Below are 16,508 nucleotides of genomic sequence, written 5' to 3' on the forward strand. Positions count from 1 at the left end.
GAATAGATTTATGATGATTTCGAAAGGCTTCTGAACAGCTTGCTTCCGCCACTGTAGCAGAAAAAGAAGCATCAGTTTCTGTTTAAGCTAGGCAGTGTGAATGGCTTTCTTTTTTTCAGAAAGGAGCGTTTTCAAATGGATAATAAGAAAGCGGTCGTTGTGTTTAGCGGAGGACAAGACAGTACAACTTGTTTGTTTTGGGCGAAGAAACAATTTGATGAGGTGACCGCTGTCACGTTTCATTATAATCAGCGGCATGCACAGGAAATTGAAGCAGCGAAAAACATTGCGAACGAAGCCGGCATACCTCATTATGTGCTGGACATGTCCTTATTAAATCAAATGGCGCCGAATGCATTAACACGTTCAAATATGGAAATTGAACAAAAGGAAGGAGAGCTTCCCAACACTTTTGTTCCGGGGAGGAATTTAGTTTTTTTGACATTTGCCGCCATTTTGGCGAAACAACTGGGAGCGAAACATATTGTGACAGGTGTATGTGAAACGGATTTCAGCGGCTATCCTGACTGCCGGGACGTGTTCGTAAAATCCTGCAATGTAACGATTAATTTAGCGATGGAAGAGGATTTTGTGATTCACACGCCGCTTATGTGGATCAATAAAGCGGAAACGTGGAAGTTTGCCGATGAGTTAGGGGTGTTCGATATCATTCGCGAAAAAACGTTGACGTGCTATAACGGTATTATTGGCGACGGATGCGGCGAATGTCCTGCTTGCTTATTGAGAAAAAGGGGATTGGAACAATATTTGGCTGAAAAAGGAGCTAATACGTGATGCTTCATCAATTTTATCCGCAAGTTTTTCATAGTTATAGTTATGAGCTGAATAAAGATATGCAAATATCTGCTGCACACTACATCCCGCATGAAAAAGCGGGGAAATGCGCCCGTGTACATGGTCACACGTATTTCGTCAATCTCACTATTTGCGGTGATCAGCTTGATGATTCAGGATTCCTTGTGAATTTTCAGCATTTAAAAAAATGGGTTCATGATCGATTTGACCATACGCTGCTCAATGACCATACGGATGTATTCAATGGTCAAAACAGCGAAGACTTTCCAACGACAGAAGTGGTTGCGCGGAAAATTTGGGAAATTGTCCAGGATCATTTAAATGTACTCCCGAATAAACCGAAATGCTTGCAGGTGTTTGTCAGAGAAACGCCGACAAGCTATGTTGTGTACCGTCCGAAAAGGGAGATGAAATAATGAAAAAAATACCGGTCATCGAGATTTTTGGACCGACCATTCAAGGGGAAGGAATGGTGATCGGACAAAAAACAATGTTTGTCCGAACGGCCGGTTGCGACTATTCATGCAGCTGGTGTGATTCAGCTTTTACGTGGAACGGTTCAGCAAAAGATGAAATTAAACAAATGACAGCAGCGGAAATTTTGGACGATCTTATTGAGCTTGGCGGCGATCGCTTCAATCACGTCACCATTTCGGGCGGAAATCCGGCATTGATTAGAGGATTGGATGAATTGATTATCCTTTTAAGGGAGCAAGGATTTCGCACTGCATTGGAGACACAGGGAAGCCGTTATCAAGATTGGTTTTTACTAATCGATGATTTAACTCTATCTCCCAAGCCTCCTAGTTCAGGGATGAAAACGAACTTTACTGTGCTTGATGACATTATGAAGCGGCTGATCGATGGCGGACGGAAAGACAATGTTAGTCTAAAAGTTGTTGTTTTTAATGAGGAAGATTTTGATTACGCGAAAAACGTCCACCTTCGCTATCCAAATATTTCATTTTATTTGCAGCCTGGAAATGATCAAGTAAACGAACAAAATGATCACCTCCTGAGAAATCAACTTTTAGAAAAATTAGAATGGCTGATCGAATTGACTGTTCAATCAAAAGAAATGAACGATGCTCGAGTTTTGCCGCAGCTTCATGCACTTGTTTGGGGAAACAAGCGCGGAGTGTAAATGAATAGGAAAGGATGAAAAAAGATGGCTGGAAGAAAAGATGATGAATTGAAAGATCTGACGCTGTTAGGCAACAAAAATACAAAATATTTATTTGAATACAGCCCAGAAGTGTTGGAAGTATTCGATAATAAACATCCAGACCGCGATTATTTCGTGAAGTTCAATTGTCCGGAGTTTACCAGCTTGTGTCAATAAGGGCACACTTCAGTGGCGACACTGTCGGATAAACCTTGTGAATTCAGGGGAAGAGGATAATGGAGTAAAAAGCGAAAATGGCAATTGTGATCGAATAAAAGAAAAACATGTTCTTGTCTCTTATTCCCATTATCTTTCCAACCCTGAGCCAAGCCTCAAATTTAAGGGAATCTTCTTCTTAAATTTGAGGAAGGTGCAGAGACTATCGAAATCACTCCAGCATGAAGCGAGTAAGAGTAGTGTTGGAGGAAGAGAGTAGAGTACACCAAGATGACAGCATATATTATCTTGGTGGAAGCGCAAGGGTTCTTATTCAATATCGCAGTTGAATAAGAATATGATATAGTCCACCTGTTTGTGAAAAACAGAGGCCAATCACCGGACAACCGGACTTCGCGACCATTTATATCAGCTATATTCCAGACAAAAAATGTGTGGAAAGCAAGTCGCTGAAGCTTTATTTGTTCAGCTTCCGCAACCACGGCGATTTCCATGAAGATTGTGTTAATATTATCATGAATGATTTAATCAAGATCATGGAGCCCCGCTACATCGAAGTATGGGGAAAATTTACGCCGCGCGGCGGTATTTCTATTGATCCTTATGTCAATTGGGGACGTCCTGGAACAAAATACGAGAAAATGGCGGAGTATCGTATGATGAACCATGATTTGTACCCGGAAAAAGTGGACAACCGATAAAGCAAGTCGCTTGAGGCGTTTTTTTGATAAAAGAACCTGCCGAAACTTGCGTTAATTGTAAAAAATTCTTGAAATGGCACTAAACTCTTTAATATAAGAAAAAGTAAAACGGAGCATTCAATTCTCCGTTTTACTTTTCGACAATTTTATAGTTTTTATGATTAACTACTGTTTTTTGTTCCAGATCCATTTCCCGAAAGTTTTCCATGTACGTAAGATCGACGATGACGGAATTTTCATTTACTTTTTCGACAATTCCTTTGAGACCGTCTTTAAATTCAATAACATCTCCAACTTCAGCAATTTTCATTTGTTCTCTCCTTTTTTATGGATTTTCAAATATTTTGCATGATTTCTTTAGAATTGTAAAGTTTTTTTGGACAATCGCAAAAAAATAGGTAAAAAGTTTCCATTGCTCGGTAGACTGTTTTTCATAGAAAAGGAGATGGTCGAGTTGACAAATCAAGAGATACAAGACATTTTAAACAAGCTTCGTGATGGAGAACTGGAAGAATATTGTGTATCAAAGGAAGATTTTATGGTGTTTCGCAAAGTGCTGATCGAAAGGGAAGATTTTAAACATTTTCATGGAACAGCAAAACGCGGTGGCAGCATTGTTTACCGATATACAAAAGATCCAAGAAGCTGACCGATGTCAGCTTCTTAATTTTTGGCACATCTTCCTCTTAAAAACTGCTATTAAAGACTGTTCACTGTTCTTCCCGTGCCTTTACGGCATATTTCTTCAATTTTTTTAATGCTCCTTTTCTCCAATTTTTTACTTTATTGACTGTGACATTTAGCTCCTCTGCAATTTCCTTCTGAGTTTTTCCTTCAAAAAAATACATGGTAAACCAAATTCGTTGAGCATCTGATAAAGCGGGGGCAATCCGTTCATATAAATCTCTTGCTTCAATGTCTGTATATGGAAAAAATTCCAATTTAGCAGCTATTATGTCATTCGCATGAAGAACATGCCTTTCTTTATATGTTTGTTTTTTCCTTAATTCTGTCATGAGCGAGCCTTTTATCGTTGCATAAGCATAAGTGGCAAACCGTCCTTTCTGTTCGTCATAATTGATGCTTGCTTTCCAGAGGGCGATCGCTGCTATTTGAAAAAACTCGTCTTGGTCTGTATAAATATTTAAAGTTTTCATAATGTGAAAAATTAAAGGGCGAAAAGCAGTTAGCATCTCCTCAAATGATTGATTCTTTTCCACGTGTGCGCATCCTTTCAAAGAGCGCGCTCTTTTTTTTTTCCGCGGTAATACAATCGTAAACGGTGTAAATCATTTGAGCGAATCATCATGATTAAGATGATACGCGTCCAATTGTCTGGGAAATTCAATTTTCTATATAGGAAAATGCAATTATTTCGTTTCAGCCTCCTCCGTTTTCACCATTTTTCTCATTATTTCTATAGAAGAAATTTAATTGAATAAATAAAAAGATGACTTGAAAAAATAATGGAAAGAGGTGGGATGAATGAGCCGAATGTATAAGCAAAATTGGAAAAGAAAAGATTCAATTGAAAAATTGTTTGCTGTCTTCCGCAGTTCTACTGATTTTATTCAATATGACGTCAATACAAGCCATATCAAATATTGGATTTCATATTTTGAAACGTTAGTGGATGTAAATATATTAAATGAAAACATTTTAAAGCCGATTCACTCAAAATATTGGCAGTCATTAGAAGAACTAAAAAACATTTTACCGGTTAAAGATATTTTTTTAACCATTGATACGGATTTAATGAAGGAAAAGCTGTTGGAAGGCTTTGTTATGATTTCGCTAAGCGAATATGGATCTCCGTGCTTGCTCGTTAATGCAAAATTAAACAAAGCTAGAGAAGTTACACTCCCGGAAGTGGAATTTACGGTCATCGGTCCGAAAGAGGCGTTTGTTGAGTCCATTGAATCCAATATTAATTTAATTCGAAAACGATTGCCGATTGAAGAGCTGCGCATTCGGACTTTAAAAATTGGCAGGCTGTCGCAAACGAGAATAGCGATCATCTATATAGAAGGCATAGCGGATGAGGAAAATGTATTTACGGTTTGGCAAAGAATTTCTAATATCCAAATTGATCAAGTGAATGATAGTTCGTACATTACGGAAATGATCTCTGACAATCATAATTCTCCCTTTCCTCAGCTGTTGGATACGGAAAGACCGGACCGTGTAGTTTCCATTTTGGCGGAAGGGAAAATAGCGGTCATTGTGGACGGCTCTCCCCATGTATTAATCGGTCCGACAACTCTTGTCGAATTTTTCGCATCGTTTGAAGATTATTTTTTAAATTGGATTTTGTCTTCCTTTTTCCGTATTATCCGCCTGTTTGCTGTCTCCTTTTCCATATTGGCAACACCGATTTATGTAGCTGTATTAAATTATCATTATGAGTTAATTCCAACTGATTTACTAAACAATTTTGTCACATCCAGAAGGGAGGTCCCAGTTCCGCCTTTTTTAGAGGCGCTGTTTTTGGAAGGAACGATCGAATTGCTGCGTGAGGCGGGCGCCCGGCTGCCGACAAAGGTTGGACAAACGATCGGCATCGTCGGGGGGATTGTAATCGGAACAGCCAGTGTGGAAGCAGGTTTAACAAGCAATATTTTGCTCATCATTGTAGCTCTTGCTGCATTAGCATCATTTACAACACCTGTCTATAAAATGGGCAATACGATCAGGCTTTTGCGTTTTCCTTTTCTCATGTTTGCCGAAATGTACGGTCTTTTAGGAATCGTTTTATGCTTTTGTTTTTTAGCGACCCATCTTTTACGATTAACTTCTCTCGGACGTCCTTTTTTGGAGCCAATCTATCCTCCGAGAATTACCGATTTAAAGGATGCATTCCTGCGTATGCCGTTTTCAATGATGAATGAACGTCCGAAACAGCTGCGGACGGAGCAGCCGAAGCGAATGGATGAAGAGAAATCGAGGGAAAATAAAGATATTGATGAATAACAGCGGAAGAGGAGGAATCCAACTTGGCGCAAATAGCAGAACGTCATAAAGTTTCCGCACCGCTCGTTTTTTATTTAGTGCACAGCACTCAATTCGGCATCGGTGTATTAGGTTTTCAAAAAAATGTCGTCAAGTATGCGGGACATGATTCATGGATTTCAGTTATTTTGATCGGTCTAATTGTTCATCTGTACATTTGGATGATCTATCAAATTTTGAAACGTTCAAGCGGAAGCTTAATGACACTGCAGCACGATTTGTTTGGAAAATGGGTCGGCAAGGGATTGAACATTGTTTGGATCATCTATTTTTTTCTTGTAAGCTGCGCCATATTAATAGGATATATTGAAATTTTGAAGGTGTGGATGTTTGAAGATTTAAATATTTGGATTTATACCGCGATTTTTATGGGATTGCTTTATTACATTTTTAACGGTGGATTTCGGGTAGTAACCGGATTTGCTTTTTTTGGAGTGGTTCTGCCGCTTTAGATTTTTCTTACATTTTTAATTTTCCCGACTCGTTTTGCAGATCTTCAGCACCTCTTGCCAATTATGGATCATTCACCTCAGGAAATTTTCATGGGAACGATGCAGATGGTCATAACTGTTATTGGTTTTGAAACTCTTTTTTTGTATTACCCCTTTGTCAAAAATATTGACAAATCCCAAAAATGGGCTCATATTGGAAATTTATTTACAACCTGTTCATATATCATCATCATGATTGTTTCGGTCGTTTATTATTCTGCGGAAGAAGAAATATTGCGCAATAAATGGGCGACGCTAGCGATGTGGAAAATTGTTGAACTTCCTTTTGTTGAAAGATTCGAATATATCGGCATTGCTTCCTGGTCTCTCGTCATCTTGCCGAATATTTGCGTCATGTTGTGGAGCGCCAAAAGAGGTATAACAGAAATTTTTGGAATAACAGAAAAGAAGGCAATCATTTCTGTTCTGGTCGTCATGTTTTTTATAGTCAATGTCATTGTTGATAAAGAAGATATTCAATTATTAAATAAGATCATCAATACGTATGCTCTTGGTATTGTATTTTGCTATATTCCGGTTTTATACCTCATTACGTTTGCACGGGATTTATGGAAAAGGAGAACATAAACATGTGGAAAATTCTCTCCTTCATTATGTTGTTCATGCTGATGCTTTATGGATGTCTGGATAAAGAAATTATTGATGATGTCAATTTAGTGATGGTTATTGGATACGATGTCGGCGAAGGCAATAAAATTAAAGGAACCATTGTTGCTCCTGAATATAAAAAGGAGCAGCCGGTCGACAGCAAGGTGATGACGGTCGAATCAGATTTAAGCAGGGATCTGATTTCCGATTTGCAAAAGGAGTCGCCAGCCCCTCTAGTTTATGGAAAATTGCAATTTGCTCTTTACAGTGAAGACGTAGCAAAACAGGGAATTGAAAAATATGTCGACTCGCTTGAACGAGATGCAAGCGTCGGTTCAAAGGTTATTTTAGCGGTCTGCAAAGGTGAAGCGAAAAATTTGCTGGAAGGAAAATATGGACAACAGGGGACTGCCACGTACTTTCGCAATTTAGTGGAGCATAATATGCACCGGGAAAATTTGCCGATTATCAATTTACACACATATTTGCGCAACTTTCGCATGAAAGGAAAAGACCCTTCTTTACCTTTATTAGAAAAGAAAAACGACCATGTCAAAATAACTGGACTTGCCTTGTTTCAAAAGGACAAAATGGTTGGCGAAATCGAAAATGATCAGCTTTTTTATTTTAAGCTTCTTTCCGATCGATATGTTAAAGGAATTCATACGATCACAATAGATGATGGAAATAAAGCATCTATAGAAAGCATCCGTTCGAAAAGAAGATCGAACATCGATGAAAAAAATCCGTTCCATTTAACGATAGAGCTGGAAATTGAAGGGTATCTACGCGAATATTCGGAAGGGACTGTTCGTCCGGAAATCTTAAAAAAAGCTGAAAAAGCGTTTGAAAAGGAAATTGTGAAGAACAGTATGGAGATGATCGATATGTTTAAAGAGAAAAACATTGATCCGGTTGGATTAGGAGAAGAAATTTTAAGCCATGCGAGAGGTTTAAGAAAAGTGAAAAATTGGAGGGATATTTATTCCAAGATGGAAGTCGATGTGCATGCGGATGTAAAAATTACTGAAACTGGTGTGGTGCAATAATTCTAAATATTTGATTGCTTCGTTTTGCCAATGAAACGAGAAACCGAAATAACAAAGGCTGACTAAAAATTTTCCTCCCTCTTCCGATCTTCTGTCATGTTTTTGAACTTGTCTCATATGCATGAAATAAGAAAAGAGGGAGGAAAAATGAAAACATTTTTTAAGGGAGCTCTGCTTTTAATCGTTGCTTCGTTTCTAGGGGAATGCTTTGATTTTATGATTAACATGGTATTGACGCGGGAACTTGGTGAAGAAGGCATCGGCCACTATATGTCGATCATGCCTATTATGTTTTTCATTATCGTGTTAGCAAGCTTTGAATTGCCGATATCTATTTCAAAATATGTGGCGGAAACTGAAAAGTCGTACCATTGGCCAATGTTGAAATATGCTTTTCGCCTAACTTTGTGGATCAGCATTTGCTTCAGCTTAATTGTTTTTTTGCTGTTTCCTGCTCTTCCGCCGCTAAAAAGCTATCATCCTTCCGTTACGGTTTTATTTGTACTGCTTGTTCCGATGATTTCTTTTTCCTCTATTGCAAGAGGCTATTTAATGGGCACGCAGCAAATGGGGAAAATTGCATTTGCAAATGGGTTCCGCAAGCTTGTTCAGCTTATTCTGCTCATTTTGCTGTTCAACCTGTTTGAATTTTCTCCTGAAATGTCTGTCATTGCAGGGTTAAGCTCATTTATTGCAAGCGAAGCCGTTATTGTTCTTTATTTGCTTACCGTTTATGTCTATCAGGCGCAAGAACTAAAAAAAAGCACGCTCGCTTCATCCAAAACAGCTTTGATCCGGCGGAGTTTATTTCGTGTCTCTGTTCCGACGACAATTTTGCGCATTTTTCATTCTATGACACATGCGATTCAGCCGTTTTTAATCAAATATGCATTAATGGCAGCAGGTGTTTCGGAGGTTGGAGCAACAGAACAGTTCGGTCTGCTTTCCGGAGTTGCGATGACGATCGGCTTTTTTCCCGCGTTTATCGCCCATGCACTGTTAACGATTTTGATCCCAACTGTATCAGAAGCGTTTGCTAAAGGAAACCAGGAACTTTTAAAGAAGCTTTTGCAGCAATCGCTCGGAATGACAATGCTTTACGGAATACCTGCGATTGTGATTATGTTTGCTTTTGCTGAGCCGCTTACAAGTTTGTTTGTCAACGGAACTACTGCAACACTTTTTTTAAAGCTTTTATGGCCGTACTTTTTTACCCACTTTTTGATCATTCCGCTGCAAGCGTATTTGATCGGTCTGAATTTAATAAAGGATGCTTTGTTTCATACGGTTTGGGCACATTTTATCTCGTTTGTCGTCATCTTTTTGCTTGGATCGCAGCCAGAATGGCAAATGTCAGGAGTTATTATCGGGCTCAATGCAGGAGGATTGCTGCAATTGTTAATGCATTATATGACAATATGCCAAAAAATCGGCATTGGCTATTGGTCGCTGAAGGAAAAACGTGTTCATTAAGATTTTCCAGGTTGTCTCTACTGTGATCTATCGCAGCAATAAAGTATGAAATAGCGAAAGTCATCATTTTTCCATCATTGAATGGAAAAAAATAGTGCTCTCATGAAGGGGGAAGCGTTTTGAAAAAAACAGCTGCCTTGCTTTTTCATTTTCTGCTTATATCATGTGTGTTTTTAGGATGTCAAGAGAGCGATTTGAAACAAGAAAATGCACCGAGCAAAACAACCATGAAAGAAATAATAACGAAAGAAAATTCGAAAGTGCCCGCTAACAATTTTGTTTTGCCAACAACTGACGGCAAGATGGTAAAACTTTCGGATTTTAAAGGGAAAAAGGTCGTGATCAATTTTTGGACGACGTGGTGCCCTCCATGTAAGGAAGAATTGCCTGAGCTTCAACGTTTTTATGAACAAGCGGATTCTGAGCACGTCGCGTTTTTAGGAATTAACATTACTTCAGAAGAAGGGGGAAAAGAAGAAGTAAAGTCTTTTTTATCAAAGAGCGGATTTGATTTTCCTGTGCTTTTTGATGAAAAAGGCGAAGTCATGAAATTATACAAGGTTATGGTCATTCCCACTACTTTTATAATCGATGAACAAGGACAGGTGTTTAAAAAAATCATTGGTCCCGTAACAACCGAACAATTAAAACGTTTAACCGATTTGTAGAGGCTGTCCATAAAGTGAAATCCCTATTGAAAACAAAAAATCATAAACATCGATATATCAACGTTTCTAAAACATTAAAGGGGGCGTCAATAAGCCGTAAAAACGACTTATTAGACAGCCCCTTCCTTTTTTAAAAAATAGAATTTTAATGCTTAACATATGAATCGACCGATTTTCCAGCCTGCGTTTTTGATCTGTAAAAACCGTGATTGAGAATGATAATAATTATTAATATTAATTATTAATTTAAAATTAATATAATTATTACTTGAAAAAAATAATTGTTGATATATAATATACATATAGATGTTGATATTTTAATAGTTTTTTTACTAGTCACCAAGAATAGCATATGGAATTCAATAGAAGTGAAGCTGAATTTTATTCTCAGTTAGGAGGTTGTAAATGAGAATGGAAGCAAAGATGTTTCATAATACGGGATTATTTCAAGGGTTGAAACAGCATGTTGAAATGATTGCGGCCATTGTGTCAGGTGTTCTCATTTTTTTCGCTTGGCTGCTTAGCAGAGATGATTTCAACATCATATCAACGATTTTATTTATTTTCGCATTCGTTATAGGGGGATTTGCCAAAGCTAAAGAGGGAATTGAAGAAACGATCCGCGAAGGCAAGTTGAATGTAGAGCTGCTGATGGTTTTTGCTGCTATCGGTTCGGCAATCATCGGCTATTGGCTTGAAGGAGCGATTTTAATTTTTATTTTTGCCCTAAGCGGCGCATTAGAAACGTATACAATGAACAAAACAAACAAGGAGATCTCTTCATTGATGGAATTGCAGCCTGAAGAAGCGCTGCTTTTAGTAGATGGACGGGAAGAAAAAGTGCATGTTTCCACTTTATCGATTGGAGATTTGATCATTGTGAAGCCCGGGGACCGCATTCCGGTGGATGGCCAGCTCATAAATGGTCATACGACAGTGGATGAATCAGCTATAACGGGCGAATCCATCCCGGTTGAGAAAGAGCCTGGAAGTGAAGTGTATGCAGGGACTGTAAACGTAAATGGATCGATCACCGTTCGCGTAACGAAAAAAGCATCGGAAACGCTTTTTCAAAAAATTATTGAACTGGTGCAAAACGCCCAATCTGAAAAATCTCCGTCCCAGCAATTTATTGAAAAATTTGAAGGAACGTATGTAAAAGGTGTGCTTATTGCAGTGGCTGTTTTGATGATTGCTCCTCCATTTTTATTAGGCTGGAGCTTTCAGGAAGCTTTTTACAGATCGATGGTGTTTATGGTAGTGGCTTCCCCGTGCGCGCTCGTCGCCTCGATCATGCCGGCGACGTTATCCGCTATTTCTAACGGGGCAAGAAACGGCATTTTGTTTAAAGGGGGCGTACATTTAGAGCGTCTTAATAAAATTCGGGCGGTCGCGTTTGATAAAACGGGAACTTTGACAAAAGGCGAGCCGATCGTCACGGACATAATCGTACGCCCAGACGTCGAAAAAACAGAGCTATTACAAGCAGTTTACAATATTGAGCGGCAATCCTCCCATCCTCTTGCCAAAGCTATTACAGCTTATATTCAGGAAAATGTAAAAGGACTGAAAGATGAATGGGTATCAGTGGATGAACATTCAGGGTTTGGAGTTTCTGCTTCTTGGAACGGGCAGAAAATATTCGTTGGGAAAGCTGCGTTTGTCGGAAAAGAAGAGGCTGAACAATTTCAAAACTCTGTTTCCAAGAAATTATACAAACAAGGGAAAACGGTTGTTTATGTTAAAGACGAAAAAGGAATTGCCGCAAGCATCGCTTTAAAAGATGTACTTAGACCTGATATGAAAAATTTGATGGATGAATTGAAAAGCAAAGGCATCTATACGGTGATGCTGACGGGCGATACGAAAGCGTCAGCTGAAGCCATTGCTAAAGAGGCATCCGTTGATGAATTTCACGGTGAATGTCTGCCTGAAAGCAAAGTTGACCGAATAAAGCAGTTGAATAAACAATTCGGCGTAACGGCGATGATCGGCGACGGTATCAATGACGCACCAGCTTTAAAAACAGCATCTGTCGGTATAGCAATGGGGGAGGGAACGGATGTTGCTTTGGAAACAGCAGATGTTGTATTAATGAAAAACGATTTAACGAAATTGATCAAAGCGATCGAATTGTCGCAAAAAATGAACAAAATTGTGAAACAAAATATTGCCTTTTCTCTATCGGTCGTCGCCCTTCTCATATGTGCTAATTTCCTTCAAGTCATTGACTTGCCGTTCGGAGTCATTGGCCACGAAGGAAGCACCATACTTGTCATTTTAAATGGATTGCGGCTATTAAGATCATAAATAAGAAGAATAACAAGGCGGATTAAGCTATATGATCCGCCTTTTATTTTCTTTTAAAAAGTCATTTGGTTCAGAGTCATCGGGTCGTTTCGTTACAATTATGTATGCAGCTACAATAAAAATGAATCCAACCACCCACCCGATTACCGAACTGTAATAATACACATCAATTAACATCATGCCGATTATGGGTGACGAAAATGCCGCCAAGCAGAGGATCGGGACGATATTTCTTTTGATAAATGTCACAAAAAATACACTCCTTAACTCCCCCGATTGCTTTACCATTATTATTATACTAGAATGGTTTTATTTATAAAATATTCCGAGAAAAATGTAAACAACACCCGTGGTGCTAGATAAAATCGAGTAAGCATAAAATAGCCCTTGCCTGCGGATCTCCTGTAGAATGAAAGTGCGACCAAACATTCGAAAGGAGAATCCCCATGCAAGAGCACTTTCATTTTACAACAGACAAAGCGAAAATTCAAAAACAATATGCAGCCATTTTCTTTTTTGTTTCTGCCCAGCTGTCACACATTCAATGCTATCTTCAACGCCGCAATCGTCATTTGGCGAAACAAGAAGACGCAGTGATCATTGCCATTCATCTGTTAGGAAAGTTGCTTGGCTTCTCTTCCGAACGTGCATGGCATCGCTTTGTTACTGGGAACTTGTTCACGGATGGACGTTTTCTCGAACGTTCTCGATACAATCGCCGTTGCCGAGCGCTGCGCTTTGCGATCAAATGGATTCGTCATGAACTGGCGAAACGTGGGCAACACCATGCCTATGCGGTCGTAGATAGCATGCCAATCGAGTTGTGCCATGCCGCAAGAATGTACCGTGTCAAACGATTTCAAGGCATCGCTGACATTGGATTTTGTGCATCGAAAAAGCAGTGGTACTATGGGTTTAAGTTTCATCTTCAAGTGACAGACCAAGGGCTACCTATGGGATACGTGGTAACCGAGGCGTCCTGTCACGATCGAACTGCAGCTGAAACCGTCATGACTCAAATTCCTCACCCCTATAACTTGGGTGACAAAGGATTCATCAGTAGTGAATTGCAAAAAAAGTTGTATGAGGCGTACCAAATCGCTTTTTGGACTCCATCTCGCAAAAACCAGAAACACCGCCCATCGGAGTCATGGGAGACATGGCTCAAACAAAAACGGAAAGTAATCGAAACGGTGTTCTCCGTCCTTATTGACCAGTATCGTATGACAGACATTCGTGCGAATACGATTTCAGGATTTGAAGTGGCACTAGATGGCATCTTGTTGGTGTATTCGCTTGTAACACTCGGGCTAGTTGAGCGCTAGCGCTCAACTAGCACCACGGGTAAACAACATTTAAAATAACTTTGAAGGTGAAAAATCCTCCACATTTCTTATTGATATGAATGTTCTTTTCGCTTAAAATGATATTTCATTGAATGGACACAATAGAGAGGAAGAACATCATGTGGAGAAAATGGATTGTTTTATTTTTTGGTTTGCTTGCATTATTTTTCGGATGGGAGCTTTGGCAAAAAGATGATTCAGCCGTAAACAATCGGTTGGAAGCCAAAGTAATTGATGTCGTCGATGGTGATACGATGAAAGTCATCGTCAACAATAAAAAAGAAACAATCCGACTTCTTCTTGTCGATACTCCTGAATCTGTACACCCAACGAAGCCTGTGCAGCCATTTGCAATCGAAGCAAGCAATTTTGCAAAAGAAATGCTGTCAGACAAAAAAGTTGAATTAGAGCTTGGCGTTAGAGAACGTGACAAGTATGGAAGATTACTTGTTTATTTATATATAAACGGACAAATGTTTAATGAAATGCTGCTTGAAAACGGGCTAGCCCGCGTCGCATACGTTCATCAGCCAAATACAAAATATGTAGACCGTTTTTTGGATGTTCAAAAAAAAGCCCAGCACAAAGAAATCGGAATCTGGAGTATAGAAAACTATGTCACAGACGATGGATTTAATGATAAGATTGGACAAGACGACAAAAAAGAGGGCTGCGACATAAAAGGAAACATTAATTCAAAAGGTGAAAAAATATACCATATGCCTGGCAGCAGGCACTATTATATAACAAAACCAGAAATGATGTTTTGTACAGAGGAGGAAGCAAAAGAAGCCGGATTTCGAAAAGCTGAATAACGAGAAAATCATTTAAGCGGGAAAATTTTTTGATATAATACATTTTATAAAACATGAGATGGCAGCAATTATTGAACTGCATAATGAGGTGATAGAATGAAACGAATAGCTGTATTAACGTCTGGCGGAGATTCTCCGGGGATGAATGCTGGAATACGTGCAGTTGTAAGAAAAGGGATATTTCATGGGTTGGAAGTTTATGGAGTATACCATGGATATCAAGGATTAATTAACGGTGACATAAAAAAATTAGAGCTTGGCTCTGTAGGGGACATTATTCACCGCGGCGGCACGATTCTCCAATCGTCGCGCTCTGAACAATTTAAAACAGAAGAAGGACAGCTTCTTGCGATTCAACAATTAAAATCATTTGAAATTGAAGGTCTTGTTGTAATTGGCGGAGACGGATCATACCGAGGGGCTTTGAAGCTGACGGAAAAAGGCTTCCCTTGCATTGGATTGCCTGGAACGATCGATAACGATATTCCAGGAACAGATTTCACGATCGGATTTGATACAGCTCTAAATACGGTTGTAAGGGCAATGGACCAAATTAGGGACACAGCGCAATCCCATGAGCGGATTTTTATAATCGAAGTGATGGGGCGGCATGCTGGTGATATAGCGCTTTGGACAGGAGTAGCTGGAGGCGCTGAAACGATCTTAATCCCTGAAAGATCGTTTGACTTAGATGATATTGTCAAGCGGTTGGAGCATGGTGTTGAACGCGGGAAAAAACATTCTATTATTGCGTTAGCTGAAGGAGTTATGAGCGCATCAAAACTTGCCGATATTTTAAAGGAAAAATACGGCATTGAGACGCGAGTATCGGTATTAGGACATATTCAGCGCGGCGGCTCTCCAACTGGATTTGATAGAGTTCTTGCTTCCAGAATGGGAGCGAGAGCAGTTGAGCTTCTGTTAGAAGGAAAAGGCGGAAGAGCAGTCGGAATACAGAAAAACCAAATCGTTGATCATGATATTGAAGAGATATTGAAAGAAAAGAGCGAACCAATCGGAGAATTATATACGTTGTCAAAACAGCTTTCTATTTAAAAAGAGCGGACACCGCTCTTTTATTTTTTCATCCGTTCCGTTTTGTGATACACAATAGTTTTGCATTTACGAAGTCTCCTTTTTAATGGGGTTTGACCACTTTCATAATAAGAGAGCACTTCGTAAATGCTTTTTTAATTTTGATGAAATTCATTACCCTAACATTTAGTTTTATCCAAATAAAATATTGACGAAACCAAAGAGATTCCGTTTATTGGAAATGATCAAAACGGCATCAACAGCCGTTGTTGTCTGCAACGACAGGGCTCTGTTTTCATTTCTTTTTTTCACCTTTTTTACATATTTGCTGCCCCTTTTTTTTCATTTCTTTATATAAAGAAGGTGAAAGGAGGTGCGAGCAAATGGCTGAGGTTCAACCGGTCAAATCCCAATTGCGTCTTGTTTTTGAAGAAGGTTTTGATCATTCCGGCAAGCCGCTGTATCGCTATAAAAATTACAGCAATATTAAAACGTCAGCTAGTGCAGATGATTTGCTTAGAGCAGCCCAAGCAATTGCCAGTCTTCAAAAAATGCCGCTTGCCAAAGTGGAACGAAACGATACGCATCAAATTAATGCATAAGTAATCTGGGGGTGAAAAAATGTCTAAATCGCTCGATCTTCTTTTTGCCAATACGGAAGGAAAGACAGTCAGAATTAATGTTGATGAACCTAAGGATTCATTAACAGCAGAGCAAATTGGTCAAGCTATGGAAACAATCATTCAATCAAATGTTTTTACTTCTTCTGGTGGTTCGCTCGTTTCAAAAAAAGGAGCCAGAATTATTGAGCAAACGGTGACAGAATATACGATGAGCTGACGGA

Annotated in this window: 16 protein-coding genes and 3 pseudogenes; 17 read left to right on the top strand and 2 right to left on the bottom strand. The window is 39.2% G+C overall.

Features of this window, described 5'->3' with window-relative positions; translation table 11 throughout:
• The first annotated feature begins 96 nt into the window (after positions 1-96).
• The 5 genes and pseudogenes from queC to queF form a co-directional block, all read left to right on the top strand.
• Positions 97-795, top strand: coding sequence for a 7-cyano-7-deazaguanine synthase QueC (gene queC, locus NSQ44_RS06755; protein ID WP_340856140.1), 699 nt, complete (start codon positions 97-99; stop codon positions 793-795).
• The gene (gene queD / locus NSQ44_RS06760; protein WP_063389356.1) at positions 795-1,232 is read left to right on the top strand and encodes a 6-carboxytetrahydropterin synthase QueD; all 438 of its coding nucleotides are present in this window, start codon (positions 795-797) and stop codon (positions 1,230-1,232) included. Before queC ends, queD begins: the two co-directional genes overlap by 1 nt.
• Positions 1,232-1,960, top strand: coding sequence for a 7-carboxy-7-deazaguanine synthase QueE (queE, locus tag NSQ44_RS06765; RefSeq protein WP_066247946.1), 729 nt, complete (start codon positions 1,232-1,234; stop codon positions 1,958-1,960). The genes queD and queE overlap by 1 nt, the downstream gene beginning before the upstream one ends.
• Positions 1,961-1,984: 24 nt before the next feature.
• Positions 1,985-2,152 (top strand): annotated as a pseudogene (locus NSQ44_RS06770) (preQ(1) synthase); the annotation flags it as partial.
• A 377-nt stretch (positions 2,153-2,529) separates the two neighbouring features.
• A pseudogene (gene queF / locus NSQ44_RS06775) lies at positions 2,530-2,859 on the top strand (preQ(1) synthase); the annotation flags it as partial.
• A gap of 130 nt (positions 2,860-2,989) precedes the next feature.
• Here the strand turns inward: queF and NSQ44_RS06780 are convergent.
• Positions 2,990-3,169 (bottom strand): YkvS family protein, encoded by a 180-nt coding sequence (locus NSQ44_RS06780; protein ID WP_340786674.1) that lies wholly within the window; start codon positions 3,167-3,169, stop codon positions 2,990-2,992.
• Between the two features lie 135 nt (positions 3,170-3,304).
• Between NSQ44_RS06780 and NSQ44_RS06785 the strand changes: the two genes are divergently transcribed.
• The gene (locus NSQ44_RS06785; protein WP_340858173.1) at positions 3,305-3,508 is read left to right on the top strand and encodes a hypothetical protein; all 204 of its coding nucleotides are present in this window, start codon (positions 3,305-3,307) and stop codon (positions 3,506-3,508) included.
• A 61-nt stretch (positions 3,509-3,569) separates the two neighbouring features.
• Here NSQ44_RS06785 and NSQ44_RS06790 read toward each other — a convergent pair whose 3' ends face one another.
• Positions 3,570-4,079, bottom strand: a complete 510-nt coding sequence (locus NSQ44_RS06790; RefSeq protein ID WP_063389353.1) for a sigma-70 family RNA polymerase sigma factor — start codon at positions 4,077-4,079, stop codon at positions 3,570-3,572.
• Between the two features lie 265 nt (positions 4,080-4,344).
• On the opposite strand from NSQ44_RS06790, the gene NSQ44_RS06795 reads away from it, so the two are divergent.
• The 11 genes and pseudogenes from NSQ44_RS06795 to NSQ44_RS06845 all read left to right on the top strand — a co-directional run bounded on the left by NSQ44_RS06795 (position 4,345) and on the right by NSQ44_RS06845 (position 16,504).
• Positions 4,345-5,829, top strand: coding sequence for a spore germination protein (locus NSQ44_RS06795; RefSeq protein WP_445659494.1), 1,485 nt, complete (start codon positions 4,345-4,347; stop codon positions 5,827-5,829).
• A gap of 23 nt (positions 5,830-5,852) precedes the next feature.
• Positions 5,853-6,947 (top strand): annotated as a pseudogene (locus NSQ44_RS06800) (GerAB/ArcD/ProY family transporter).
• A gap of 2 nt (positions 6,948-6,949) precedes the next feature.
• On the top strand, positions 6,950-8,017 hold the full coding sequence (locus NSQ44_RS06805; RefSeq protein WP_340856145.1) for a Ger(x)C family spore germination protein: 1,068 nt from the start codon (positions 6,950-6,952) through the stop codon (positions 8,015-8,017).
• Between the two features lie 147 nt (positions 8,018-8,164).
• Positions 8,165-9,490: an oligosaccharide flippase family protein gene (locus tag NSQ44_RS06810; RefSeq protein WP_340856149.1), complete on the top strand. Its 1,326-nt coding sequence runs from the start codon at positions 8,165-8,167 to the stop codon at positions 9,488-9,490.
• 119 nt (positions 9,491-9,609) lie between these two features.
• Positions 9,610-10,158, top strand: coding sequence for a TlpA disulfide reductase family protein (locus NSQ44_RS06815; protein WP_311067147.1), 549 nt, complete (start codon positions 9,610-9,612; stop codon positions 10,156-10,158).
• Positions 10,159-10,563: 405 nt separating this feature from the next.
• On the top strand, positions 10,564-12,468 hold the full coding sequence (locus NSQ44_RS06820) for a heavy metal translocating P-type ATPase (RefSeq protein ID WP_340856153.1): 1,905 nt from the start codon (positions 10,564-10,566) through the stop codon (positions 12,466-12,468).
• A 446-nt stretch (positions 12,469-12,914) separates the two neighbouring features.
• Positions 12,915-13,793, top strand: a complete 879-nt coding sequence (locus NSQ44_RS06825) for an IS982 family transposase (protein WP_044899180.1) — start codon at positions 12,915-12,917, stop codon at positions 13,791-13,793.
• A gap of 140 nt (positions 13,794-13,933) precedes the next feature.
• Positions 13,934-14,629, top strand: coding sequence for a thermonuclease family protein (locus NSQ44_RS06830; RefSeq protein WP_340856156.1), 696 nt, complete (start codon positions 13,934-13,936; stop codon positions 14,627-14,629).
• A gap of 96 nt (positions 14,630-14,725) precedes the next feature.
• Positions 14,726-15,685, top strand: coding sequence for a 6-phosphofructokinase (pfkA, locus tag NSQ44_RS06835; protein WP_340856160.1), 960 nt, complete (start codon positions 14,726-14,728; stop codon positions 15,683-15,685).
• Between the two features lie 362 nt (positions 15,686-16,047).
• The gene (locus NSQ44_RS06840; RefSeq protein ID WP_063389344.1) at positions 16,048-16,266 is read left to right on the top strand and encodes a DUF1659 domain-containing protein; all 219 of its coding nucleotides are present in this window, start codon (positions 16,048-16,050) and stop codon (positions 16,264-16,266) included.
• Positions 16,267-16,285: 19 nt separating this feature from the next.
• A complete protein-coding gene (locus tag NSQ44_RS06845; RefSeq protein WP_063389343.1) occupies positions 16,286-16,504 on the top strand; it encodes a DUF2922 domain-containing protein in 219 nt (72 codons plus the stop codon).
• Positions 16,505-16,508: the final 4 nt, after the last annotated feature.

It is taken from the genome of Aeribacillus sp. FSL M8-0254 (assembly GCF_038008845.1).
Lineage (GTDB): Bacteria > Bacillota > Bacilli > Bacillales > Aeribacillaceae > Aeribacillus > Aeribacillus composti.